Annotated in this window: 25 protein-coding genes; 10 read left to right on the plus strand and 15 right to left on the minus strand. The window is 72.3% G+C overall.

All coding sequences use genetic code 11. From position 1 onward, the window contains the following. Positions 1 to 150: 150 nt before the first annotated feature. From PHZ_RS01570 to PHZ_RS01580, 3 genes are read left to right on the plus strand one after another with little or no spacing between them, the layout of a single operon-like run. Positions 151 to 501, plus strand: a complete 351-nt coding sequence (locus tag PHZ_RS01570; RefSeq protein ID WP_012520848.1) for a c-type cytochrome — start codon at positions 151 to 153, stop codon at positions 499 to 501. Positions 502 to 511: 10 nt separating this feature from the next. Next, positions 512 to 1,396 (plus strand): siroheme synthase, encoded by an 885-nt coding sequence (locus PHZ_RS01575; protein WP_012520849.1) that lies wholly within the window; start codon positions 512 to 514, stop codon positions 1,394 to 1,396. 43 nt (positions 1,397 to 1,439) lie between these two features. After that, a complete protein-coding gene (locus PHZ_RS01580) occupies positions 1,440 to 2,762 on the plus strand; it encodes a dipeptidase (RefSeq protein ID WP_041372970.1) in 1,323 nt (440 codons plus the stop codon). Positions 2,763 to 2,790: 28 nt separating this feature from the next. On the opposite strand, the gene PHZ_RS01585 is transcribed toward PHZ_RS01580, so the two are convergent. The 5 genes from PHZ_RS01585 to PHZ_RS01605 form a co-directional block, all read right to left on the minus strand. Continuing rightward, positions 2,791 to 4,467, minus strand: a complete 1,677-nt coding sequence (locus PHZ_RS01585) for an MFS transporter (protein WP_012520851.1) — start codon at positions 4,465 to 4,467, stop codon at positions 2,791 to 2,793. Positions 4,468 to 4,560: 93 nt separating this feature from the next. Next, on the minus strand, positions 4,561 to 6,927 hold the full coding sequence (locus PHZ_RS01590) for a PAS domain-containing hybrid sensor histidine kinase/response regulator (protein WP_012520852.1): 2,367 nt from the start codon (positions 6,925 to 6,927) through the stop codon (positions 4,561 to 4,563). A 102-nt stretch (positions 6,928 to 7,029) separates the two neighbouring features. After that, complete coding sequence (locus PHZ_RS01595) at positions 7,030 to 8,217, minus strand: acyl-CoA dehydrogenase (RefSeq protein WP_012520853.1); 1,188 nt, start codon at positions 8,215 to 8,217, stop codon at positions 7,030 to 7,032. 63 nt (positions 8,218 to 8,280) lie between these two features. Further along, complete coding sequence (locus PHZ_RS01600; RefSeq protein WP_012520854.1) at positions 8,281 to 8,964, minus strand: Fe2+-dependent dioxygenase; 684 nt, start codon at positions 8,962 to 8,964, stop codon at positions 8,281 to 8,283. A 96-nt stretch (positions 8,965 to 9,060) separates the two neighbouring features. After that, positions 9,061 to 11,349: a TonB-dependent receptor gene (locus PHZ_RS01605; RefSeq protein ID WP_012520855.1), complete on the minus strand. Its 2,289-nt coding sequence runs from the start codon at positions 11,347 to 11,349 to the stop codon at positions 9,061 to 9,063. A 195-nt stretch (positions 11,350 to 11,544) separates the two neighbouring features. Between PHZ_RS01605 and PHZ_RS01610 the strand changes: the two genes are divergently transcribed. Then, the gene (locus PHZ_RS01610) at positions 11,545 to 11,730 is read left to right on the plus strand and encodes a hypothetical protein (RefSeq protein ID WP_041372972.1); all 186 of its coding nucleotides are present in this window, start codon (positions 11,545 to 11,547) and stop codon (positions 11,728 to 11,730) included. 34 nt (positions 11,731 to 11,764) lie between these two features. On the opposite strand, the gene cysQ is transcribed toward PHZ_RS01610, so the two are convergent. Both cysQ and PHZ_RS01620 read right to left on the minus strand, forming a co-directional pair. Continuing rightward, the gene (gene cysQ / locus PHZ_RS01615) at positions 11,765 to 12,535 is read right to left on the minus strand and encodes a 3'(2'),5'-bisphosphate nucleotidase CysQ (RefSeq protein ID WP_012520856.1); all 771 of its coding nucleotides are present in this window, start codon (positions 12,533 to 12,535) and stop codon (positions 11,765 to 11,767) included. A gap of 18 nt (positions 12,536 to 12,553) precedes the next feature. Further along, positions 12,554 to 12,751 carry a DUF3553 domain-containing protein gene (locus tag PHZ_RS01620; protein WP_041372973.1) on the minus strand — a complete coding sequence of 66 codons (198 nt, stop codon included), beginning with the start codon at positions 12,749 to 12,751 and terminating at the stop codon, positions 12,554 to 12,556. 64 nt (positions 12,752 to 12,815) lie between these two features. Here PHZ_RS01620 and chpT point away from each other — a divergent pair, with 64 nt between their 5' ends. The 3 genes from chpT (at position 12,816) to PHZ_RS01635 (ending at position 14,762) form a co-directional block, all read left to right on the plus strand. Next, complete coding sequence (gene chpT, locus PHZ_RS01625; RefSeq protein WP_012520858.1) at positions 12,816 to 13,475, plus strand: histidine phosphotransferase ChpT; 660 nt, start codon at positions 12,816 to 12,818, stop codon at positions 13,473 to 13,475. Positions 13,476 to 13,548: 73 nt separating this feature from the next. Then, on the plus strand, positions 13,549 to 13,947 hold the full coding sequence (locus tag PHZ_RS01630; protein ID WP_012520859.1) for a response regulator: 399 nt from the start codon (positions 13,549 to 13,551) through the stop codon (positions 13,945 to 13,947). After that, a complete protein-coding gene (locus PHZ_RS01635) occupies positions 13,947 to 14,762 on the plus strand; it encodes a CheR family methyltransferase (protein ID WP_012520860.1) in 816 nt (271 codons plus the stop codon). Before PHZ_RS01630 ends, PHZ_RS01635 begins: the two co-directional genes overlap by 1 nt. A gap of 81 nt (positions 14,763 to 14,843) precedes the next feature. Here PHZ_RS01635 and PHZ_RS01640 read toward each other — a convergent pair whose 3' ends face one another. The 4 genes from PHZ_RS01640 to nepR are packed head-to-tail and all read right to left on the minus strand — an operon-like array spanning position 14,844 to position 17,567. Beyond that, positions 14,844 to 14,981 (minus strand): entericidin A/B family lipoprotein, encoded by a 138-nt coding sequence (locus PHZ_RS01640; RefSeq protein ID WP_012520861.1) that lies wholly within the window; start codon positions 14,979 to 14,981, stop codon positions 14,844 to 14,846. Positions 14,982 to 15,032: 51 nt separating this feature from the next. Next, positions 15,033 to 16,766, minus strand: coding sequence for a sensor histidine kinase PhyK (gene phyK, locus PHZ_RS01645; protein WP_041372975.1), 1,734 nt, complete (start codon positions 16,764 to 16,766; stop codon positions 15,033 to 15,035). Positions 16,767 to 16,782: 16 nt separating this feature from the next. Continuing rightward, entirely contained in the window at positions 16,783 to 17,379 is a 597-nt protein-coding gene (locus tag PHZ_RS01650; RefSeq protein WP_012520863.1) for a sigma-70 family RNA polymerase sigma factor, read from the minus strand. Continuing rightward, complete coding sequence (gene nepR / locus PHZ_RS01655; protein WP_041373790.1) at positions 17,379 to 17,567, minus strand: anti-sigma T factor NepR; 189 nt, start codon at positions 17,565 to 17,567, stop codon at positions 17,379 to 17,381. Before nepR ends, PHZ_RS01650 begins: the two co-directional genes overlap by 1 nt. 229 nt (positions 17,568 to 17,796) lie before the next feature. On the opposite strand from nepR, the gene phyR reads away from it, so the two are divergent. Further along, positions 17,797 to 18,597: an anti-anti sigma factor/receiver protein PhyR gene (gene phyR / locus PHZ_RS01660; protein WP_012520865.1), complete on the plus strand. Its 801-nt coding sequence runs from the start codon at positions 17,797 to 17,799 to the stop codon at positions 18,595 to 18,597. 92 nt (positions 18,598 to 18,689) lie between these two features. Here phyR and PHZ_RS01665 read toward each other — a convergent pair whose 3' ends face one another. From PHZ_RS01665 to PHZ_RS01680, 4 genes are all read right to left on the minus strand, one after another. Beyond that, complete coding sequence (locus PHZ_RS01665) at positions 18,690 to 19,010, minus strand: hypothetical protein (protein ID WP_041372977.1); 321 nt, start codon at positions 19,008 to 19,010, stop codon at positions 18,690 to 18,692. A 10-nt stretch (positions 19,011 to 19,020) separates the two neighbouring features. Next, entirely contained in the window at positions 19,021 to 19,254 is a 234-nt protein-coding gene (locus PHZ_RS01670) for a hypothetical protein (RefSeq protein WP_041372978.1), read from the minus strand. 432 nt (positions 19,255 to 19,686) lie between these two features. Next, positions 19,687 to 20,115 carry an OmpA family protein gene (locus tag PHZ_RS01675; RefSeq protein WP_187149094.1) on the minus strand — a complete coding sequence of 143 codons (429 nt, stop codon included), beginning with the start codon at positions 20,113 to 20,115 and terminating at the stop codon, positions 19,687 to 19,689. A 106-nt stretch (positions 20,116 to 20,221) separates the two neighbouring features. Further along, positions 20,222 to 20,563, minus strand: coding sequence for a YMGG-like glycine zipper-containing protein (locus PHZ_RS01680; protein ID WP_012520867.1), 342 nt, complete (start codon positions 20,561 to 20,563; stop codon positions 20,222 to 20,224). Between the two features lie 147 nt (positions 20,564 to 20,710). On the opposite strand from PHZ_RS01680, the gene PHZ_RS01685 reads away from it, so the two are divergent. Next, positions 20,711 to 21,058, plus strand: a complete 348-nt coding sequence (locus PHZ_RS01685; protein WP_041372980.1) for a hypothetical protein — start codon at positions 20,711 to 20,713, stop codon at positions 21,056 to 21,058. A gap of 19 nt (positions 21,059 to 21,077) precedes the next feature. Next, complete coding sequence (locus PHZ_RS01690) at positions 21,078 to 21,944, plus strand: diacylglycerol/lipid kinase family protein (protein WP_012520868.1); 867 nt, start codon at positions 21,078 to 21,080, stop codon at positions 21,942 to 21,944. The last annotated feature ends 3 nt before the right edge of the window (positions 21,945 to 21,947 follow it).

The following is a 21,947-nucleotide window of genomic DNA, read 5'->3' on the forward strand; positions in this document are numbered from 1 at the left end:
CGCGCCGCGTCCGCATTGACGCGGGGCGGGAGGGCCGGTCACATCCGGACGGGCCCCCGGAAGCGCCGGGCGATCCTCCGGAGAATCGCTCTGGCGGAACGCCGGCTCCGCCGCTATTCCGTACCGCCTTTACGAATTTCAGGAGACCCGATGTCCCGCGCCGCCCTCGCCCTTCCGGCCCTCGTCTTGGCCGCCGCCGCGCTCGCCGCCCCGGCCTCGGCCGCCGACGGGCAGCAGCTGTTCAACATGCAGTGCAAGATGTGCCACACGGGCGGGCCGATGGGGCCGAGCCTCGCGGGCGTGGCGGGGGCCAAGATCGCCTCGAAGGACTTCGCCTATTCGCCGGCGCTGAAGGCCAAGGAGGGGACCTGGACCCCGGCCAACCTCGACGCCTTTCTGAAGGCCCCGACGGCCTTCGCCCCCGGCACCAAGATGATGATCTCGGTGCCCGACGACGAGAGCCGCGCGGCGATCGTCGACTACCTCAAGACTCTGAAGTAGGCCCTCGGGGATGGACGCCTTCCCCGCCTTCTTCCCGCTCGCCGGCCGCACGGTGGTGATCGCGGGCGAGGGCGAGGGCGCCGAGGCCAAGGCCCGGCTGTTCGAGGGCTCGCCGGCCACGGTCGTGCGGCTCGCCGCCGACGAGGCGCTGGACCCCAAGGCCTACGCCGCCGCCGCGCTGGCCTTCGTGGCGGCCGAGGACGACGGCTTCGCCCGCGCCGCGGCCGAGGCGGCCCGGGCGGCCGGCGTACCGGTCAACGTCGTGGACCGCCCGGCGCTCTGCGACTTCACCACCCCGGCGGTGATCGACCGCGGCGAGGTGGTGGCGGCCATCGGCACCGGCGGGGCCTCGCCCATGCTGGCCACCCTGTTGCGGCAGGACCTGGAGGCGCGGGTGCCCGAAGGCGCCGGCCGGGTCGCGGCCCTGTTCCGCCAGATGCAGGACGAGGTGCGCGGCGCCCTGCCCGAGGCGCACCGCCGGCGCGCCTTCCTGCGCGGCGCGCTCGCCGGCCCCGCCGCCGAGGCGGCCCTGGCGGGCGACATGGACCGGGCCCGCGACCTGCTGCGCCAGGCCCTGGCCCAGGACGCGCCCCTGCCCGGATCGGTGCGCTACGTGGACGCCCGCGGCCCCGCCGACCTGCTCACCCTGCGGGCGGCCCGGGCGCTGGCGGGCGCCGACGTGCTGGTCTGCGACGAGGGCGTCCACGCGGACGTGCTGTCGCTGGCCCGCCGCGACGCCGAGCGCCTGGCCCCCCAGCCGGCGGAAGCGCTGGTCGACCTGGCCCGCGACGGGCGGCGGGTCACCCGCCTTATCGTCGGCTCGGGCTGGCGAACCGAGCAGGCCGCCCTGGACGCGGCCGGGATCGAGACCGAGATCCTGCCGATCGCCCGCTGAGCACGCCGTTGACCGCCACGGCCATGCTTGCGAAGCCTTGCGGATGACGAAGCTCTTCTGCTCGGCCGCCGCCCTGGCGCTGCTCGCCGTCGCCGCCCCCGCTCAGGCCCAGTCGCCTCAGACCCCGCAGATCGATCCGAAGATCGCCGCCCGCGTGGACCGGGTGCTGGCCCGAACGCCGCTGATCGACGGCCACAACGACCTGCCCTGGGCGGTCCGCGAGCGGTTCGAGAGCAAGCTGGACCGCGCGGACCTGTCGAAGGACACCGCCGCCCTGCCGAAGCCGGCGGACGAGCCGCCGCTGATGACCGACATCCCGCGCCTGAAGGCCGGCCGGGTCGGCGGCCAGTTCTGGTCGGTGTGGATCCCGGCCACCCTCGACGGGCCCGAGGCGGTGCAGACGACCCTCGAGCAGATCGACATCGTCAAGCAGATGGCCGCCCGCTGGCCGGCCGACCTGGAGATGGCCTACACGGCGGCCGACATCGTGCGCATCCACAAGGCGGGCAAGGTCGCCTCGCTGGTGGGAATCGAGGGCGGCCACCAGATCAACGACAGCCTGCCGGCGCTGCGCCAGATGTACGACGCCGGCGCGCGCTATATGACCCTGACCCACTCGCGGGCGACCCGCTGGGCCGACTCGGCCACCGACAATCCGCGCCACGACGGCCTGTCGCCCTTCGGCGAGGAGGTGGTCCGCGAGATGAACCGCATGGGCATGCTGGTGGACCTGAGCCACGTCTCGGAGGCCGGCATGAAGGACGCCCTGCGCGTCTCGGCCGCGCCGGTGATCTTCTCGCACTCGGGCGCCCGCGCCGTGGCCGACCATCCGCGCAACGTCTCGGACGAGGTGCTGGCCCTGCTGAAGGCCAACCGCGGCGTGGTGATGGTCAACTTCGCCACCCTCTATGCCTCGGACGAGATGGTGAAGTGGAGCGCCGACCGGGCGGCCGAGCGGGCCCGCTACAACGCCCCGCCGTTCGCCGGCCTCTACATCGGCCAGCCCGAGCGCGCCGCCGCGGCCCTGGCGGCCTGGGAGGCGGCCCATCCGCGACCGGTGGTGACCGTGGGCATGATCGCCGACCACGTGGAGCATATCGTGCGGGTCTGCGGCGCGGACTGCGTGGGGATCGGCTCGGACTTCGACGGCATCCCGGACACGCCCGCGGGGCTGGAGGGCGTGGACCGGTTTCCCGTGCTGCTGGCCGAGCTCGCCCGCCGCGGCTGGAGCGACGCCGACCTCGGCAAGCTGGCCGGCGGCAACGTCCTGCGGGTCATGCGCGAGGCCGAGGCGGTCGCGCGGCGCCTGCAGGCCGAGCGGCCGCCCTCCAGCGCCACCCTCGCCGAGCTGGACGGGAAGCGGTGATCCTTCCCCCGCAAGGGGGAGAAGGGGGCTAGGCGTCCAGCGGCCGGCCCCTGGTCTCCTTCAGGAACAGGAAGCAGATCACGACCGACAGCGCCGTGAAGGCGAAGGGGAACCACAGGCCCGAGTAGATGTCGCCCACCGCCGTCACGATTGCGAAGGCGCTGAAGGGGACGAAGCCGCCGATCCAGCCGGTGCCGATGTGGTAGGGCAGCGATAGGGCCGTATAGCGGATGCGGGTCGGGAACAGCTCGACCAGGCAGGCGGCCATGGGGCCGTAGAGCGCGGTCGCGGCGATCACGAACACCGCCATCACCCCCAGCGCGCCCCAGAAGTTCAGCCGCGCGGGGTCGGCCTTCTCAGGGTAGCCGGCGCGGGCCAGGGCCTGCCGGATGCGGCCCTCGACGCTGGCGCGCACCGCCTTGGTCGCCTCGGGCGCGAGCCCGCGCGCGTCGGCCGAGACGATGGTCGCCATGCCCACCCGCACCATCGCCGGCTGGCCGGCGGGGCCCGCCTCGTTGCGGTACGAGACGCCGGCGTTGGCCAGGGCGTTCTTGGCGATGTCGCACGACGAGGCGAACGAGGCCTTGCCGACGGGATCGAACTGCAAAGAGCAGTCGGCGGGGTCGGCGATCACCACCACCGGCGTCGTGGCCTCGGCTTCGGCGAGCGCCGGGTTCAGGGTCTTGGACAGGAGGTGGAAGCCGGGGAAGTAGGCCGCCAGCATCAGCGTCATGCCGAACAGCATCACCGGCTTGCGCCCGACCCGGTCCGACAGCCAGCCGAAGAAGACGTAGAGCACCGCGCTGATCGCGGTGGCCGAGAGCATCAGGGCGGTGATCGTCTCGGGCGGCGCCTTCAGGAACCGCTCCATGAACGTCTGGACGTAGAAGAAGGCCGTGTACCAGACCGCGCCCTGGGCCGACATGATGGCGAACAGGGCCAGGAGCACGATCTTCAGGTTGTCCCAGCGGCCGAACGCCTCGGCGAACGGGGCGTGCGGGACGTTGCCCTCGTCCTTCAGCTTCTGGAACGCCGGGCTCTCCGAGAGCTTCAGGCGCATCCAGACCGAGATGGCCAGCAGGCCCGCCGAGAACAGGAAGGGGATGCGCCAGCCCCAGGCGTCGAAGGCCTCGGCGCCGACGAATTCGCCCAGGATCAAGCGGGTGGCCAGGATCACCAGCAGGGCCCCGAACAGGCCCAGCGCCGCCGAGGTCTGCACCCAGCTCGTCGCCCAGCCGCGGCCGTTCGGCGGCGCGTGCTCGGCCACGTAGATCGCCGCCCCGCCGTATTCGCCGCCCAGCGCGAAGCCCTGCAGGATGCGCATCAGGATCAACAGGGCCGGGCCGATCAGGCCGGCCTGCTCGTACGAGGGCAGCAGGCCGATGGCGAAGGTGGCCCCGCCCATCAGCAGCACCGTGGCCAGGAACGCGCCCTTGCGGCCGGCCTTGTCGCCGATCCGGCCGAACACCAGGGCTCCCAGGGGGCGGAACAGGAAGCCCGCGCCGAACAGGGCCAGGGCCGCGGCCAGGCCCGCCGTCTCGGGCAGGCCGGTGAAGAAGGTGCGCGAGATGACACCGGCCAGGCTGCCGAAGACGAAGAAGTCGTACCACTCGAAGGCCGTGCCCGCCGACGAGGCGGCGACGACCGTCCGCAGCGAGGTTTCCTTCGCCGGCGCGCCGGCCCGCTCAGCGGTCGCGTCCGCCATGCCCGTCATCTCCCCCCAAGGTGTCGTTGCGCCTGCTGTAACACCGGTTCGCCGACGGGTGGAAGGCGTCGGGGCGGATCGGCGCGCGAGGGGTCAGGCCGCGGCGGTGTCGGCGTCGTCCGCCGCTTCGACCGCAGGTTCGACAGGGGCGCTCAGCCGGGCGATCTCGGAGAGCAGGGCGGCGGGGGAGATGGGCTTGCCGACCACCCCGTCCATGCCGGCCTCCAGGTAGGACTGCCGCTGGTGCGAGAGCACGTTGGCGGTGAGGGCCACGATCGGGATGGCGGCGACGTTCCCGCCCAGCGCGCGGATGCGGCGGGCGGCCTCCAGCCCGTCGATGCCGGGCATCTGCACGTCCATCAGGATCAGGTCGAAGCCGCCGCGGGCGGCCGCCTCCACGCCCAGGTAGCCGTCGGCGGCGGTCTCGACCGAGGCCCCCAGGTTCTCGAGCAGCTTGGTGGCGATCAGCCGGTTGGTGGCGTTGTCCTCGACCACGAGGACGCGCAGGCCCTCCAGCACCGCGTGCGGCGCCTCGCACGCCGGCGCCTGCGCCTCGGCCGGCTCGGCCGCCACCTCCAGCCAGAAGGTCGAACCGCGGCCCTCGGCCGAGGTGAAGCCCACCTGGCCGTTCATCATCTCGGCCAACCGCTTGGTGATGGCCAGGCCCAGGCCCGAGCCGCCGAACTTGCGGGTCGTGGAGGCGTCGGCCTGGTTGAACCGCTGGAACAGCCGCGCCTGCGCCGCCTCGGGGATGCCGACGCCGGTGTCCTCGACCTCGAAGCGCAGCACGCCCGCGTCGGCGAGGCGGCAGCGGATCACCACATGGCCCTTCTCGGTGAACTTCACCGCATTGCCGACCAGGTTGAACAGCGCCTGGCGCAGGCGCACCGGGTCCGAGCGCACCCAGCCCATCCGCGCGTCGGCGTCGACGATCAGCTGCAGGCCCTTGGCCTGGGCCTGGGGCTTCAGCAGGCGGGCGACGCCCTCGACCAGCGCCTTGGGGTCCACCGGCTCGCAGGCCAGCTCCAGCCGGCCGGCCTCGATCTTCGAGAAGTCGATGACGTCGTTCAGCAGCTCGGCCAGCATCTGGCCGCACGACAGCGCCTCGTCCAGCAGGCTGCGGCCCTCGTCGGTGAGCTGCTCGGACTTCAGGATATGCAGCACGCCCATCACCCCGTTCAGCGGGGTGCGGATCTCGTGGCTCATGTTGGCGAGGAAGGCGCCCTTGGCTTCGCCGGCCGCCTCGGCGGCGCGCTGGGCCTCCTTCAGGGCCAGTTCCTGGCGCTTGTGGGCGTCGCAGTCCTGCACCAGGCCCACGGCCTTCAGCCAGCGCCCGTTCCGGCCGACCTTGAGGTGGTGGTAGACGCGCACCCAGCGCTCGGCGCCGTCCGGCCGGACGATGCGCGCCTCGAAGGATTCGCCCGACTTCTTGTCCCCGCGATGCAGGGCGCGGAACGAGGCGCGCACGTGCGGCAGGTCCTCGGGATGGAAGCCCGGATAGCTGAGGTGGACGGCCTCCTCGTAGCTGGAGCCGCGCCGGCCGGTGATCCGCTCGAACTCGGGCGAGGCCCAGAACGTGCGGGCCACGTGGTCGATCTCGTAGACCCCGGCCTCGGCGGCCTCGAGCGCCATCTTCAGGCGCCGGGCGTTGACCTGGGCCTCGCGGCGGGCCTTGCGGGCCTGCTGCTCGCCGTGCCGCGCGGCGTCGCGGGCGGCCGCCAGCTCGGTGATGTCCTCGGAGATGCCCTTCAGGGCGAAGACCCCGCCCGGCCGCGGCTCGGTGGTGACCGTCACGCGCACCACCATCCAGCGCCCGCGGGCCCAGACGCGGTGCTCGCGCTGCAGCGGCTCGCCGTTCTCGACCGCCCGGGCGAAGGCCTGCATGGTCCGGGCGCGGTCGCGCGGATGCATCATCGCGCGGAAGGCCTCGGGCGTGTCGTTCTCGCGCGGGTCGAAGCCGACCATCGCGACGATCTCGTCCGACCACCAGATGCGCCCCAGCGCGGGCTCGTAGGTCCAGATGCCGATGCCGGCCGAGGCGCCCAGCGCCTTGCGGGTGCGGCGGGCGTTGTCGATCTCGTCGCGGTGGGCGCGCTGCTCGGTGGCGTCCCGCATGGACACGATGTGCGAGCCGTCCGGCATCATCTGGCGCCGCGCGGCGACCCAGCACGAGGAGCCGTCCTTCAGGAGGACGCGGGCCTCGGATTCATAGACCACGCCCACCTTCGACTGGGCCACGCGCGCCAGCATGTGCGGCCGGTCGTCGGGGTGGAAGACCTCGATGGCGCGGCGGCCGATCAGCTCGTCCTCGCGCCAGCCGGTGAGTTCGGTCCAGGCGGGATTGACGAGGCGGATGCAGCGGTCGGGGCCGACCACGTGCATGAGGTCGCGGCTGTGCTCGAACAGCCACGAGACCATCTCAGCCCTGTCGGCGGCGCGTGTCGCGCTCTTCCGGGCCATCCAAGGTTTCCCCCACGAAAGCGGGGCACGCTTACACTGTGGGGGTAAACGCAAAGTTGTGGAGGGCCTGCGGCCAATCTGCGCGGGCCGCCCTGGCCCGGGCTAGAACGCGCTCTCGCCGGTGATGGCCCGACCCAGGATCAGCGCGTGCACGTCATGGGCGCCCTCGTAGGTGTTCACCGTCTCGAGGTTCGAGGCGTGGCGCATCACGTGGTACTCGCCCGAAATGCCGTTGCCGCCGTGCATGTCGCGGGCGACGCGGGCGATGTCGAGCGCCTTGCCGCAGTTGTTGCGCTTCAGCATCGAGATGGCCTCGGGCACCCAGGCGCCCTCGTCGATCAGCCGGCCCAGCGCCAGGGCGCCCTCGAAGCCCAGGGCGATCTCGGTCTGCATGTCGGCCAGCTTCTTCTGCACCAGCTGGCGCGAGGCCAGGGTGCGGCCGAACAGGCTGCGGCTGGAGACGTAGTCGCGGCTGGCGTGCAGGCAGAACTCGGCGGCGCCCATGGCCCCCCAGGCGATGCCGTAGCGCGCCTTGTTCAGGCACGAGAACGGCCCGCGCAGGCCCTCGACGCCCGGCAGCATCATGTCCTCGGGGACGAAGGCGTCGGAGAGGGCGATCTCGCCGGTCACCGAGGCGCGCAGGGACAGCTTGTTCTTGATCTGGGGCGTCTCGAAGCCCTCGGTCCCCCGCTCGACCAGGAAGCCGCGGATCTTGCCGTCCAGCTTGGCCCAGACGAGGGCCACGTCGCTGATCGGGGAGTTGGTGATCCACATCTTCGCGCCGTTCAGCACATACCCACCGTCGACCTTTCGGGCGGTGGTGCGCATCGAGGCGGGATCGGAGCCGCCGTCCGGCTCGGTGAGGCCGAAGCAGCCGACGATCGTCCCCGCCGCCATGCCGGGCAGGAACCTGCGCTTCTGGTCTTCCGAGCCGAAGGCGTAGATCGGGTACATGACCAGCGAGGACTGCACGCTCATGGCCGAGCGGTAGCCGGAATCGATCGCCTCGATCTCGCGGGCGATCAGGCCGTAGGCCACGTGGTTCACGCCCGCGCAGCCGTACTCCTCGGGCAGCGTCGGGCCGAGGAAGCCCAGCTCGCCCATCTCGGTCATGATCTCGCGGTCGAACCGCTCTTCGGCGTAGGCCGAAACCACCCGCGGCAACAGCTTCTCGCGGGCGTACTGGCGGGCCGCCTCCCACACCATGCGCTCCTCCTCGGAGAGGCGCGAGGACAGGTCCAGCGGGTCGTCCCAGCGGAACGTCTTTTGCGGGGCTGTATCGAGCGGCATGGCGGGCTCCTTCGGGCAGAGGCGCGCGGCATACCGGCTTTTCGTCGCCGACGGTAGCCCGCGTCAGACCTCGGCCCACATCCGCAGCAGGTTGTGATAGCCGCCAGTCAGCGAGACCAGCTCGGGGGCGTCGGCGCCGATGCGCGCGCCGAGCTGCTGGATCGCCAGGTCCATCTGGAACAGCAGCTCGCGGCGGGCGTCCTCGCGCACCAGGCTCTGGATCCAGAAGAAGCTGCAGACCCGCGCGCCGCGGGTCACCGGCGTCACCTCGTGCAGGCTGGAGGCCGGGTAGAGGATCATGTCGCCGGCCGGCAGCTTCACCTCGTGGGCGCCGAAGGTGTCCTCCACCACCAGCACCCCGCCGTCGTAGTCCTCGGGCTCGGTCAGGAACAGCGTCGCCGACAGGTCGCTGCGGATGCGGGTGCGCCCGTCGCGGCTCTGGCGGATCGAGTTGTCCACGTGCAGGCCGAACGCCTCGCCGCCGGCGTAGCGGTTGAACAGCGGCGGGAAGACCACCTGCGGCAGGGCGGCGGCCACGAACAGCGGATTGCGCTCCAGGGCGTCCAGGATCGCCTCGCCCGCCTGCGTCGCCGCGGGCGAGCCCTCGGGGAGCTGGGCGTTGCGCTTGGCGAGCGCCGACTGGGTCCCGGAGGTCTCGTTGCCGTCGACCCACGGAGCGGCGTCGATCAGGGCGCGCAGCTCGGCGACCTTGGCCTTGGAGAGGACTTGCGGGATGTGCAGCATCATGGCGGGCGCCTTCGGGTCTCGCGTCGGATCACACACTAGGGCGGCCCCGCCTCCTTCCGGAAACGGGGCCGCGCGCGTCCGGCTACCGTGGGGAGGTCAGTAGCGGACGTTCAGGGTCAGGATCGCCTGCCGGGCCTGGCCGTAGTCGGCGTGGTGCACGCCGTTGGTGCGGACGATGTAGTCCTCGTCGGCCACGTTCTGGACGTTCAGCTGCAGGTCCACCTTGTCGGTCACGCGGTAGGCGGCGAAGAGGTCGAAGCGCCAGTAGGACGGGGCGTAGACGAGGTTGTTCCCGCCGCCGGCGCCGCCCTGGTTTCCGCCGAAGCTCTTCGAGACGTGGTAGGCCCCGCCGCCCACGATGAGCGCGTCGGTCACGTCGTAGGTCGTGAACAGGCTGAAGCTGTGCTTGGGCGTGTTGGCCAGCGGATCGCCGACGTTGACGACGTTGTAGGCGCCCCGGACCAGCTCGCTGTCCTGGTAGGTGTAGCCGCCGAACACCTGCCAGCGCTCGGTGACCGCGCCGCTGACCCCGACCTCGACGCCCTTCACCTGCGCCTCGCCGGCCTGGGCGTAGACCCCGGGGGAGACCTGGATCTGGGCGTTCTCGCGGGTCAGGTCGAAGTAGGCGACCGAAGCCGACAGCCGCTCGCCGAACAGGGCCCACTTGGCGCCCACTTCGAAGCTGGTGACCTCCTCGGGCTCCAGCAGCACGTTGGCGAGGTTGCCCTGACCCGTGCCCGTCCCGGTGTTCTGGTCGCCGGCCGCGATCGTGGGCGGGGTCGAGGTGGTGCCGTACGAGACGTAGAGGCTGGAGTGCTCGGTGGGCTTGTAGACGAGGCCCGCCTGGTAGTTGGTGAACTCCCACTCGCCGTCGCGATGGGTCAGGGTCTCGCCGGTGATCACGCCCGCGGCGCTGGTCGCCGAGACGTCCGTGCCCGACACCGAATAGCGGTCGTGCCGGATCCCGAGGTTCAGCAGCCACCTGTCGCCGAACGAGACGGTGTCGAAGGCGTAGACGCCGGTCGTCTTGGCGTCGTTCCGCGAGGGCGTGGGCCGGGCGAGCGTCCCCTGCCACGGATCGTCCGGGTTCGGCGCGAACAGGCGGGTGCAGTCGCCGACGCCGGCGTTGTTGCTGGCGCCCGCGAAGCCCGCCGGGCAGGGGCTGCCGGCCGCGGTGTAGACCACGTAGGACGCGTTCTTGTTCTGCTCGCGGGAGAGTTCGAGGCCGACCGCGTAGCTGTGCTCGGCGAAGCCGGTGGCGAACTTGCCGTAGACGTCGGTGACGTTGGCGATCGTGCGGGTGGGATTCCAGCGCGACTTGGTCCCGCGCTTCATCCACCACTCGCCGGCGACGAACTGGGCCGCGCCGCCGTCGCCGGGGTTGGTCACCACATAGTCGTTCAGGGTCCGGGAGGCGCGGAAGACGTTGCGGAGCCGGAAGGCTCCCGAGACGTCGTGCTCGGCGACGAAGGTCGCGATGTCGGCCTCGGTCTCCTGGTAGTCGCGGGCCTTCAGGCCGTAGAAGCTGTCGCGGGGCACGGGCAGCACGCCGCTGTCGGTGCGCGGCAGGTCACGGGCCTTGGTGAACAGCGGCACGCCGTAGTCCGGCAGGTCGTCGGTGCGCAGGCGGTAGTAGAGCAGGGTCGCCCGGGTCTCCGTGCCGAGGCCGGTGGCGATCCCGGCCAGCAGGCCGTAGCGGCTGGTCTCAGCGGCGTCGCGGCCGGGCGTGTCGGCCTCCATGCCCATCAGGTTCAGGCGCACGGCGCTCGTCTCGCCGATCTGGTGGTTCGCATCCACCACGGCCCGGTAGTAGGCGTCGGTCCCGGCCGAGGCCTGCACGCCCACGAAGCTGTCGAGGCGCGGGCGCTTGCTGGTCAGGTTGATGCTGCCGCCGCCCGAGCCGCGGCCGGAATAGGCGCTGTCGGCGCCCTTGATGACCTCGACCTGCTCCAGGCTGAACACCTCGCGGGTCTGGCCGCCGGTGTCGCGCACCCCGTCCACGAAGATGTTGTTGCCCGACGCCTGGCCGCGGATGAACGGCCGGTCGGCCAGCGGCTGGCCGCCCTCGCCAGCTCCGAACGTGATGCCGGGGGAGGTGCGCAGGATGTCCGTCAGCGAGGTGGCCGCGGTGCGCTCGATCACCTCCCGCGGGATCACCGTCACCGTGCGCGGCGTGTCCACCAGCGGCGCGGTGAACTTCGGCGACTCCGGCTCGCGATGCCGCGCGCCGGTCACGTCCACGCCCGACAGCTCGGGCGCGGCCTCGGCCGCCGCGCTCGCCGCCTCTTCGGCCTGGGCCGCGGCCCCCAGCGAAAGCCCCGCCACGCCCGCCACAAACGCCAGCGCGCGCTTCTTGCGGGCGACCACGCCCCGTACCGCCGACATGTCCCCGGTCCTCCTTGTTCCAGTAAGAATGAGAAGCGTTCTTAGTTGGCCGCCCGGGGCTGCGCAATGAGAATCATTCGCAAGAAGCGCCAACAGGCCGCCGCCTCGGGCGCGGATCGAGATTAATCCTTGAATTCCGCAACCTTAGCGCGGCGGGCGGGTTCTTCCGCAGGTATGCAACCCGGGAACACGACGATGGCCGCCGCCACCGCAGCCCTCCGCCCCATCCTCTGGCTGGCGGCGATCGCCTTTCTGGTCGGTTTCGCGAGCTATCTCGCCCTGCACCGGCCCGCCCTGGCCGCGCCGCAGCCCGAGCCCGCCTGGCCGTCGGCGGTGTCCGCGCCGGTCTCCGACGAGTGGAACACGCCCAAGCACATCTGACGCGATTCCGGCCAGCGGGGCGCCGGGGGCGGACCTAGCCGCCGCGCGCCACGAACCAGCCGTTGCGGAACCCCTGGTCGGCCTTGCCGTAGACGAACGGCTCGCCCTCGGGGGTGGTCACCTGGCCGCCCGCCGCCGCCAGCACCGCATGGCCCGCGGCGATGTCCCATTCCATGGTCGGCCCGTGGCGCGGGTAGACGTCGGCCGCGCCCTCGGCGATGCGGCACAGCTTGATCGAGGAATCCATCCCCTCGGTGCGCGAGAAGCCGTAGCGCTCGCGCAGGGCCTCGATCTGCTCGGGCCTGGCGGTCAGACTGGTCAGCGCCAGGGCCTCGCCCTCAGGCCAGGCGCGCACCCGCACCGGGGCCGACGCCCCGCCCTTCACCCGCTTCAGCGTGCGGCCGCCGCTCGTGAACCAGGTCTCCCCGGTCGGCGGGCAGCAGACCGCCCCGGCCACCGGCCGGCCGTCCTCGACGAGGCCGATGTTGACCGTGAAGTGGGCGTCGCCGCGCACGAAGGCCTTGGTGCCGTCCAGCGGGTCCACCAGGAAGAAGACCGGGCCGATCGCGTCGGGGGTCCCGAACTCGCTGGCGTCCTCCTCCGAGACCACCGGCAGGCCCGGGAAGGCCTCGGCGAGCTGCTGCAGGATCAGGGCCTCGCCCCGCCGGTCGGCCTCGGTCACCGGGCTCTCGTCCGACTTGCGGTCCACCGCGAGCCCCGAGCGCCAGAGCGGCAGGATGAGCTCGGCCGCGGCCTCGCAGATCTGCGCGAGCCGTTCGCCCACGTCCGTGTCGGTCAGTCTCAAGTCGCCCTCGAATCGCCGTCAGATCGCCCTGGGGTCGTCGCCCACGAACACCAGGCGCACGACGGCGGCGTCGATCACCTGCTTGCCCGCGTTCTCGAAGTTCACGGTCACCTTGCGGCCGGCCACCGACTGCACCTGGCCCACGCCCCAGTCGTCCTGGGTCGGGTGGCGGACCAGGACGCCGGGTTCCAGGAAGGGGTCCGAGAACGGCTCCATCGCGGGTCTCATAAGGAGCCGCGGCGGTTTTCCAAAGGCTCAAATCACGCCAAGGTCGCGCGCCATGACCGATAGCCCGAAGGCCGACCCGGCCGCCGTCCGCCCGGCGGAGCTCGCCGCCTTTCTCGCCGCCCGGATGTGCCATGACTTCATCAGCCCGGCGAGCGCCATCGTCTCGGGCCTCGACCTCCTGGAGGATCCCTCGGCGCAGGACATGCGCGAGGAGGCCATGGGCCTGATCGAGAGCTCGGCCCGCAAGCTCGCCGACCTGCTGGCGTTCTGCCGCGTGGCCTTCGGCGCCTCGGCCTCGGCCGAGACCTTCGACCCCCGCGACCTCGAGAAGCTGGCCCGGGGCGTCTTCGCCCACATGCGCGCCGAGCTGGACTGGACGCTGGAGACCCCGGCGGTGAACAAGCCGACCGCCCGGACGCTGCTGAACCTGGCCCAGATGGCCGGGGCGGCGCTGCCCACCGGCGGGACCGCCCGGGTCCGCGCCGTGCAGGAAGGCGCCCAGGTCGCCCTCGCCGTCGAGGCGACCGGCCCCCGCGCGCGGCTGCGGCCGGAGGTGCTGCGCGGCCTGCAGGGCGAGCCGCTGGGCGAGGGGCTGCACGGCCATTGGGTGCAGGCCTACTACGTGCACCTGTTCGTCGCCGACGCCGGCGGGCGGGTGTTCGCCGACGTCAACGAGGAGCGGATCGTCTTCGCCGCGACCTTGCCGGCCTAGAGGAGCGCCCTCCACCGGCCGTTAACCCTATCCGGCGACAAGTCGTCTCCTGGGAAGGAGGCCTCGACGAGCCTTGAAGACCTGTCTGGTGGTCGACGACAGCCGCGTGATCCGCAAGGTCGCGCGCCGCATCCTGGAGGACCTGGGATTCGAGGTGGCCGAGGCCGGCGACGGACTCGAGGCCATGTCGTGGTGCCATGCCGACATGCCCGACGCGATCCTGCTCGACTGGCGGATGCCGGTGATGGACGGGCTGGAGTTCGTCCGCCGCCTGCGCGCCGAGCCGGGCGGCGACCGGCCGCGGGTGGTGTTCTGCTCGGTGGAGAACGACCTGGAGCGCATCCGTGAGGCCCTCGACGCCGGCGCCGACGAGTACATCATGAAGCCCTTCGACGGAGAGATCGTGGCCTCCAAGCTGGCCCATGTCGGCCTGGCTCACGTGGGACCGGCTCATGTGGGGCTGGCCGCCTGATGGAAGCCGCCGATCGCGAGCTGGTGGCGGCGCTGTGCGCGGCGCGCGCGGGCCTGCGGGTCGATCCCGACCGCGCCTACCTCATCGAAAGCCGGCTCGCCCCGGTCGCGCGGCGCGAGGGCTTCGGCTCGCTTGACCAGTTCGTCGAGACGGTGCGGGTGCGCGGCGACGAGCGGCTGGTCTGGGCGCTCGTGGAGGCGATGGCGCCGCCCGAGACCTCGTTCTTCCGCGACCCCGCCGTGTTCGAGGTGATCGTGCGCGAGGTCCTGCCGGGCCTGGTCCGCGGCGCCGGCGGCGCGCCGGTGCGGATCTGGAGCGCGGCCTGCGGCACGGGCCAGGAGGTCTATTCCCTGGCCATGCGCATCGCCGAGGAGCCGGGCCTGGCCGGACGCGTGGAGATCTTCGCCTCGGACCTCTCCGAGCGCAGCCTGGAGAAGGCCCAGGCGGGGCTCTATTCCCAGTTCGAGGTCCAGCGCGGCCTGCCGGCGCGCCGGCTGGTGCGCCACTTCGAGAAGCGCGGGGATCTCTTCGCCCTCTCGCCCCAGGTCCGGCAGATGGTCCGCTGGCGGCGGGTGAACCTGCTGGACGACCTCTCGCGGCTGGGCCGGTTCGAGCTGATCCTCTGCCGTAACGTGCTCTCGTCGCTCACCGGCGAGGCGCGCGAACAGGTGATGGGCGCGCTGGCGGGCCTGCTGGCCCCGGGCGGGCGGCTGGTGCTCGGCCGCAGCGAGGCCGCCCAGGCCTGGCTCGACCCCGTGGCCGCCGAGGTCGGCGTGTTCGAGCTGGCGTCCGACGCCGCCCTAAGCGCGGCCTGACGGGGCACGAAAAAGCCCCGCCGCGGACGGCGGGGCTCCCGGCTCGCGCCCCTTGCGGAGGCGCGAGGATCGCGGCGAAGACTAGTTCTTCACGTCCTCGGCGGCGTCCGTCACGGCCGAGCCGGCGGCCTGCACGTCCTGGCCGGCGCCCGAAACGGTGTTGCAGGCCGAGACGGCCAGGCTGGCGGCGAACGCCGCCATGATCAGAACCTTGCGCATTGGGTGGAATCTCCGGGTTTTCTCAGTGAGGAACTGGCGTGGCGGCAACGCCTAGGCCGCAGCCTGGTTCCCCGCCGGTCCCCCGGAGGCGGCGCCGTGCGGCAGGTCGGCGGCCGGCGTCGGGAAGACCAGCCGGGCGGTGACCCCGCCGCGGCCGTTGCGCACCAGCTCGGCCCGGCCGCGCAGCTGGCGCGCGAAGGCGGTCATCAGCGTGCGGCCGACGCCGGCCGCCGCCAGGGCCTCGTCGCTGACCTGGCCGTCGTCCGAGATGGCGAGCTCGGCTTCGTCGCCGCGGACGCTGAAGCTCACGCTCAGCACGCCGCCGCGCGCGGCGAAGGCGTGCTTCTGGGCGTTGGTGATCGCCTCGACGGCGAACAGGGCGAGCGGGGCGAGGCGGTCGGGATCGATCACCAGCGGCTCGACGGCCATCTCGGTGCGCACCGCCGGGCCGTGCACCAGATCGCCCGAGACGAGCTGCGCCGTCAGCTCCTCGAGGAACGGGCGCAGGTCGACGCGCTTCAGGTCCGGGCCCTGGTAGAGCGCCCGGTAGATCAGGGCGAGGGCCGTGATCCGCTGGCGCGTGTCGCTCATCGCCGAGCGGGCGGCCGGGTCGGACAGCGACCGCTGCTGCATGTTCAAGAGGGACGAGATGACCTGCAGGTTGTTCTTCACCCGGTGGTGGATCTCGCGCATCAGCGCGTCCTTCTGCGCCAGGCTGTCGCGCAGGGAGGCGTCGCGCCCGACGATGGCGTCGGCCATGTCCTCCATGGTCTCGGCCAGGTCGCGGATCTCGGGCGGCATCTGCTCGGCCTGCACCGGGCGCACGCTCAGCCGGCCGCGGGCGTAGAGCGCCGCGATCCGCTGCAGATAGGCGATCCAGCGCACCACGACCCGGTCGGTCACCACGGACACCGCGGCCAGGGCGAGGGCGAAGGTCAGCAGCGGGAAGAGGATGCCGGTCAGCGGGTTCAGCCAGGCCCACGAGAGGATGCCCGGCGAGTTGGCCGACAGCACCACATAGACCTCGTCGCCCACCACCGGGGCGGCGGAATAGACCCGTCGGCGCCCCTCGGCGTCGCGGCCGTACCAGACGAGCGAACCCTGGGCCTTGACCTGCGCGCGCCAGTCCTGCGGCAGGGCCGGGAAGGCGCTGGGCTTGGTCATGGTGATGTAGCGCCCGGTGCGCTCGACCAGCCCCACCTCGGCGCCGCGCGGCAGCGAGGGGTCGGTCACCGAGGGCTGCAGGCTGGAGAGCGCGATCACCGCCACGAAGGCGCCGTCGAACCGGCCGTCCGGCGCGGCGGCGCGCACCGCGGTCAGCACCGCCGGCTCGGCCGCATAGGCCGAGCCGGGGTCGCGGGTGATGGCGAGCTGGTCGCCCGCCTGGAGCTGGAGGAACCAGGGGCGGGCGGATCGCTGCGGGTCGGCCGGGACCGAGCCGGCCGCGCAGACCACCCGTCCCTGCCGGTCGAACCGGACGAGGTTGAGGTAGCCGGGGATCCGCCGCGTCACCTGGTCGAGCCGCTGGGCGCACTGGAAGCCGACCGCGCCCGGGGCGAGCGTCTGCAGCAGCACGTCGGCGCTTTCCATTCGCGCGCGCGCCGTGGCCGCGCTCCGCTCGGCGGCGAAGCCGAGGTTCTCGCGCAGCACGCGGCCTTCGCGCTGGAAGCCGATCACCGACTGCAGCACGCCCAGCACCAGCACGGGCAGCAGCGCAGCCGCCAGGGCCGCGATCAGGCGGACCCGGATCGTGCTCAGCGATCCCTTGGACAGGCGGAGTTTCAACGGCCTGATCCGTCCCTTACCGGACGGTGCTTAGCCGCTCCGCATCCGCCAGGATAGAGCGCATGGCGTCGCTGGCGGCGGCGCCGTCGCGGTCGTACGCGCCCTCGTCCAGGATCGCGTGCAGCGCGCGCCGGGCGCGGCTGACCCGGCTCTTCACCGTGCCCACGGCGCAGCCGCAGATGTCGGCGGCCTCCTCGTAGGCGAAGCCGCCGGCGCCCACCAGGATCAGCGCCTCGCGCTGTTCCGGCGGGAGCATGGCCAGGCCCTGCCGCAGCTCGTCCAGGGCCACCGGGGCCTCGGGATCGTCCACGGCCACCAGGGTCCGCTCGGCGGCCTCCTGGTCGAGCTGGCTCTGCCGCCACGAGCGGCGCTTCTCGGAATAGAACTGGTTGCGGAGGATCATGAAGGTCCAGGCCTTCATGTTGGTGCCCATCTGGAAGCTCTGGCGCGCGTCCCAGGCCTTCATCATGGCGTCCTGCGCCAGGTCGTCGGCCGCGGCGGGATCGCCGCACAGCGTGCGGGCGAAGGCGCGCAGGTGCGGGATGAGCTGCACCAGCTCACGCTTGAAGGCCTCGTCGTCGGTGCGAGGTTTCGTCTCGTCGGGAGCGGCCATCAGTCGTTCCCCGCTCCGCGTTCGTCGGCGCGCCGGAGGATGTCCAGGAACTCGTCCGGAACCTTCTCGTTGACCACCTCGTCGAACATCTGGCGCAGGCGCACGCCGATGGCCTGCTGACGCAGGCGGGCTTCGTCCAGGGCCGCGGACGGCCGGGTGCGTTCCGGTGAAGGACGTTGTTCTATCATGTCGTCGGCGCTCCGCTCGCGCGGCGGCCGCCCCCTCGCTGGTTCCTTGTCGCTGCCCAACGTCCGACTCCGCGTCAGGTTCCAATACGGCCCGGACAAGATGCGGAAAACCAGCGGCCAAGGGAACCGGTTCCATCGGCTGGCGTTTTCGGATCATCATGTGCGCCAGGCGGGGGGCCAGCCCTCCGTTCGGGCTGCCGTTTTCTCCGAGATACGGGAGGGGTCACCTTTGAGTCTTCTAGCCCGACTGGCGCCGCATCTGCCCTACGTGCGCCGTTACGCCCGCGCGCTGACGGGGGATCAGGCCACCGGCGACCATTATGTGCGGGTCGCCCTCGAGGCGCTCGCCGCGGGCGAGCGGGTCCTGGAATCCAGCATGACCCCGCGCGTGGCGCTGTACCACGTGTTCCACGCCATCTGGTGCACCTCGGGCGCCCAGCTCGAGGGGCCGCAGGAAGAGGACGTGTCGGCCGACGACACCACGCGGCGGCTGATGCGCATCGCCCCGCGCTCGCGCCAGGCCTTCCTGCTCACCGCCCTCGAGGGCTTCACCCCGTCCGAGGCCGCCCAGATCCTGGGCGCCGAGTTCCCCGAGGTCGAGAAGCTGATCGCCGAGGCCCAGGCCGAGATCGACGCCGAGCTGGCCACCGACGTCCTGATCATCGAGGACGAGCCGGTGATCGCCGCCGACATCGAGGCGCTGGTCAAGGAGCTGGGCCACACGGTGGTGGACATCGCCGCCACCCGCACCGAGGCGGTGGACGCCGTCGCCCGCAAGACGCCGGGTCTGGTGCTGGCCGACATCCAGCTCGCCGACGGCTCGTCGGGCATCGACGCGGTGAAGGACATCCTCGCCCGCTACGACGTGCCGGTGATCTTCATCACCGCGTTCCCCGAGCGCCTGCTGACAGGGGAGCGGCCCGAGCCGACCTTCCTGATCACCAAGCCGTTCCAGCCCGAGACGGTGAAGGCGGCCATCGGCCAGGCGCTGTTCTTCCATCCGCGCAAGGCGAACAAACAGGCCGCCTGATCCCGCGGACGGAACGCTAAGGAAAAAAGAGGGCCCCGCTCCTGGCTGGAGCGGGGCCCTTCTTCTTGGCTGTCCCTCTGGGACCTCGCCGATCAGGAGGGGGGCGAGGAGGGGTTGGGCTGCTGGCCGCCGGCCGGGGCCAGGTTGTCGGGGGCGTCGTTGCCTTCCACGGCCGAGTTGATCGGGGCCGGCTCGGGGGCGGTGAACAGCTCGGACGTCGCCGCCGAGCGGCGGCTGTCGGTGCCGGTGGAGGCCAGGTCGTCGGCCTTCCAGGCGTAGGCGGCCACGAAGCCCAGGATCACCAGCAGCAGACCGAACACCAGCACCCAAAGGACGTGCCGTCCGGGGCGGCCCTGGCGGGCGCGGGTGGCGCCGACGGTCGGCCTTGAAGTCTCGCGCGTCGAAAGCGCCATGAGGGTCTCCTTACTGATAGGGGAAATAGCTGAAGGGGCCGGTTTCGGGGCCGCTCTCGGCGACGGGCGGCGTCCTGCGCTCGGCGAGCGCGCCGACCACGGCCCCGGCGAGCGCCAGGCCCAGCATGCCGCCCAGCACCGTCCACCGGCCGCGGGCGATCCGCTGGCGATGGCTGGGCGTCCGGACCAGCGGCGGGCCGCTGCGGGCGCCGCTTTGGGGGGCGTAGATGTTTCGCATGGGCATGGCCCTTCCTCGCGGGCGGGCTCGAAACCCCCCGCCAGAGAAGGAAACGTGCGGACGGCGAGCGGCGTTCCCCGTTCCGGTCAAGCTTGCGAAGATTATGAAATGACTTGAAAATCGGCGCCTGGACCGGCAGATTGCGGCTCCGGTTCCCAGCGTCTCCGCCCGGCGTCGGGCGCGGCCTTCAGGCTGGCCGAAAAAATCCGAAAAAATTCGAACGGCGCGCGGAACGCATAGGGCGTCCGGGTGTTCTTAGACATGCGGAGGCGGCGACGCCCCCCCCGACTTGAGACTGGCGAGCATGCCAGTCTGCCGTCTCCGCACCCCTTTTCTCGATGATGCACACTGGGGCGGGTCCGACGGACCCGCCCCTTCTCTTTGTGGCGCTTGGCGTCGGGCGGCGGGTCCGGACGACCCGCCATTCCCCTTGCCCCGCTAGGGTCGTTCCAGGTGCAGGGTCACGTCGGCGCGCCGGCGCAGCGGCGCGGCTTGGCCGGCCGGGGTCGTGGCCCCCTGCTGACCCGCCGCCGCCACCTGGAACTCGGCCGCCGGCAGACGCGCCTGGGCCAGGGCCGCGGTGACCGACTGGGCCCGCTTCTTCGACAGCTCGAGGTTGGCGCTGGGGTCGCCGGCGGCGTCCGCCAGGCCCAGCACGCTCACCCGCCGCACCGCGCAGCCGCGCGCCTGGGCGGCGGCCTCGGCGATCACCCGTCGCCCCTCGGGGGTCACCTCGGCCTGGCCGGGCTCGAAATAGATCTGCACCGTCTGGTCCTCGCAGCGCGGCGGCGCCTTCACCAGCCGATCGCGGGCGTCGCGCACCGTCTGGCAGCCCGCCAGGGCCACTCCCGCTGCCGCGATCGCCACGATTGTCGCCTTCGTCCCCATCAGCCCCTCCAGTCCTTCCATCCGCACGGAAAAGGGCGGCCGGAAGCTCCGACCGCCCTCGCCGTAGTTCTCAGGCTTGCGCCCGTCAGCGGGGCGAGCCGTTCTCCCAGTAATAACGGCCCGTGCCCGGGTCGTAGTAATAGTACCGGCCCGCGCGCTCGTCGTAGTACTGGCGGCGGTTCGCCGGCGCCGCGCCGCAGCCGCCGTCTTCGCGGCAGCCCTTCACGGCCCCGGCCACGGCGCCCACGCCGGCGCCGACCGCAGCGCCCGTGCCGACGCCGACGTCGCCCGACACCGCGCCGATGGCGGCCCCGGTCAGGGCGCCGAGCGCAGCGCCGCCGACGGCGTTACCTTCGGTGTTCCCAGTGGCGGTGCAGGCGCTGGCCAGCACGCCTGCGCCCGCGAGGGCGATAAGAGGCTTGAGCATTCCTTGGCTCTCCTTAACGTGTCCCCCGCCGCACCAAACGCATCCCAAGCTTCACAGTTCCTCCGGAACCAAGCCACGGTCCCGCCGTTGCATGGCCGGATCACCCCACGAATGGGCCCAGACTGGGCCGGAGAGGGAGCCGGAGCGGTGGCTGCTCATCCTATCGAAAACGACCCCGCCCGTCGCGAGGCGCTGGACCGCGCCGACCTGCGCGAGGCCTACGAACGCGGCCGCAGGGACGCGCGGGCGAGCCGCAAGCGCCATCCGGTGCTGATGACCGTCCTCGTCGTCGCGGCCCTGGTGGGCCTGGCGCTGCTGGCGCTGGCCGCCGTCAACGGCTCGTTCGGCGGCGCGGGCCAGGTGGTGGACCAGAACCTGTCGGTGGCGGCCGAGCGGGCCGAACCCGTCGTGCGCGACGCGGCCTCGGACGCCAGCCGGGCGATCAGCGAGGTGACCGACCCCGATGGAGGCCAGGCGCCTGCCGATCCCCGCTGACGCGGCCGCGAGGGGGCCGATGACGGCGATCCGCCGCGTCGAGGTCATCGTCAACGTCGCCTCGGGCAGCGTCGACGCGGACGCCCCTCAGGAGGCCGAGAAGATCCTCGCCGACGCCGGCGTGAGCGCGAACGTCTGCGCGCCCGCGACGGACGAGCTGGGCGACTGCCTGCGCCGCGCCGTCGACTCCGCGCCCGACCTGCTGGTCGTGCTCGCCGGCGACGGCACGGCCCGCGCCGCGGCCGAAATGTGCGGGCCCGAGGGGCCGGTCCTCGCGCCCCTGCCGGGCGGGACGATGAACATGCTGCCGCATGCGGTCTACGGCGCCCGGCCGTGGCAGGACGCCCTGACCATCGCCCTCGCCCAGGGCGAGCCGCGGCTGATCGGCGGCGGAGTGGTCGAGGACCACAAGTTCATGGTGGCGGCGATCCTCGGCTCGCCGGCCCTGTGGGCCCCGGCCCGCGAGGCCGCGCGCTACGGCCGGAAGAAACTGGCCTGGGTCCGCGCCAAGCGGGCCTTCCGCAGGGCGTTCACCGGCCGGCTCCGCTACGCCCTCGACCAGGGCCCGCGCGAGAAGGCCGAGGCGCTGATCTTCATGTGCCCGACCACGTCGCGGGCGCTGGCCGACGAGGAGCAGGCGCTGGAAGCGGCCGCGGTCAACGTCAACAACGCCGCCCAGGTCTTCCGCCTGGGGATCAACGCTCTCGTCCGCGACTGGCGCGACGACCCCGCGGTCGAGAGCCGGCGCTGCCGCCTGGCGCGGATCTGGTCGGCCCAGGGCGTCCCGGCGGTGCTCGACGGGGAGTCCGTGCGGCTGAAGGCGGTCACCGAGGTCCGCTACGAGCCGGCGGTCGCCCGCATCCTCGCGATTCCGAAGGACGTCTGAGCC

This window comes from Phenylobacterium zucineum HLK1 (genome assembly GCF_000017265.1).
Classification (GTDB): Bacteria; Pseudomonadota; Alphaproteobacteria; order Caulobacterales; family Caulobacteraceae; genus Phenylobacterium; species Phenylobacterium zucineum.

Bases quoted from the DNA above. Each gene is read 5' to 3' on its own strand.
- PHZ_RS01570 (WP_012520848.1), top strand. From the start codon at position 151: ATGTCCCGCGCCGCCCTCGCCCTTCCGGCCCTCGTCTTGGCCGCCGCC.
- PHZ_RS01575 (WP_012520849.1), top strand. From the start codon at position 512: ATGGACGCCTTCCCCGCCTTCTTCCCGCTCGCCGGCCGCACGGTGGTG.
- PHZ_RS01580 (WP_041372970.1), top strand. From the start codon at position 1,440: ATGACGAAGCTCTTCTGCTCGGCCGCCGCCCTGGCGCTGCTCGCCGTC.
- PHZ_RS01585 (WP_012520851.1), bottom strand. From the start codon at position 4,467: ATGGCGGACGCGACCGCTGAGCGGGCCGGCGCGCCGGCGAAGGAAACC.
- PHZ_RS01590 (WP_012520852.1), bottom strand. From the start codon at position 6,927: ATGGCCCGGAAGAGCGCGACACGCGCCGCCGACAGGGCTGAGATGGTC.
- PHZ_RS01595 (WP_012520853.1), bottom strand. From the start codon at position 8,217: ATGCCGCTCGATACAGCCCCGCAAAAGACGTTCCGCTGGGACGACCCG.
- PHZ_RS01600 (WP_012520854.1), bottom strand. From the start codon at position 8,964: ATGATGCTGCACATCCCGCAAGTCCTCTCCAAGGCCAAGGTCGCCGAG.
- PHZ_RS01605 (WP_012520855.1), bottom strand. From the start codon at position 11,349: ATGTCGGCGGTACGGGGCGTGGTCGCCCGCAAGAAGCGCGCGCTGGCG.
- PHZ_RS01610 (WP_041372972.1), top strand. From the start codon at position 11,545: ATGGCCGCCGCCACCGCAGCCCTCCGCCCCATCCTCTGGCTGGCGGCG.
- PHZ_RS01620 (WP_041372973.1), bottom strand. From the start codon at position 12,751: ATGGAGCCGTTCTCGGACCCCTTCCTGGAACCCGGCGTCCTGGTCCGC.
- chpT (WP_012520858.1), top strand. From the start codon at position 12,816: ATGACCGATAGCCCGAAGGCCGACCCGGCCGCCGTCCGCCCGGCGGAG.
- PHZ_RS01635 (WP_012520860.1), top strand. From the start codon at position 13,947: ATGGAAGCCGCCGATCGCGAGCTGGTGGCGGCGCTGTGCGCGGCGCGC.
- PHZ_RS01640 (WP_012520861.1), bottom strand. From the start codon at position 14,981: ATGCGCAAGGTTCTGATCATGGCGGCGTTCGCCGCCAGCCTGGCCGTC.
- PHZ_RS01650 (WP_012520863.1), bottom strand. From the start codon at position 17,379: ATGGCCGCTCCCGACGAGACGAAACCTCGCACCGACGACGAGGCCTTC.
- nepR (WP_041373790.1), bottom strand. From the start codon at position 17,567: ATGATAGAACAACGTCCTTCACCGGAACGCACCCGGCCGTCCGCGGCC.
- PHZ_RS01665 (WP_041372977.1), bottom strand. From the start codon at position 19,010: ATGGCGCTTTCGACGCGCGAGACTTCAAGGCCGACCGTCGGCGCCACC.
- PHZ_RS01670 (WP_041372978.1), bottom strand. From the start codon at position 19,254: ATGCCCATGCGAAACATCTACGCCCCCCAAAGCGGCGCCCGCAGCGGC.
- PHZ_RS01680 (WP_012520867.1), bottom strand. From the start codon at position 20,563: ATGCTCAAGCCTCTTATCGCCCTCGCGGGCGCAGGCGTGCTGGCCAGC.
- PHZ_RS01690 (WP_012520868.1), top strand. From the start codon at position 21,078: ATGACGGCGATCCGCCGCGTCGAGGTCATCGTCAACGTCGCCTCGGGC.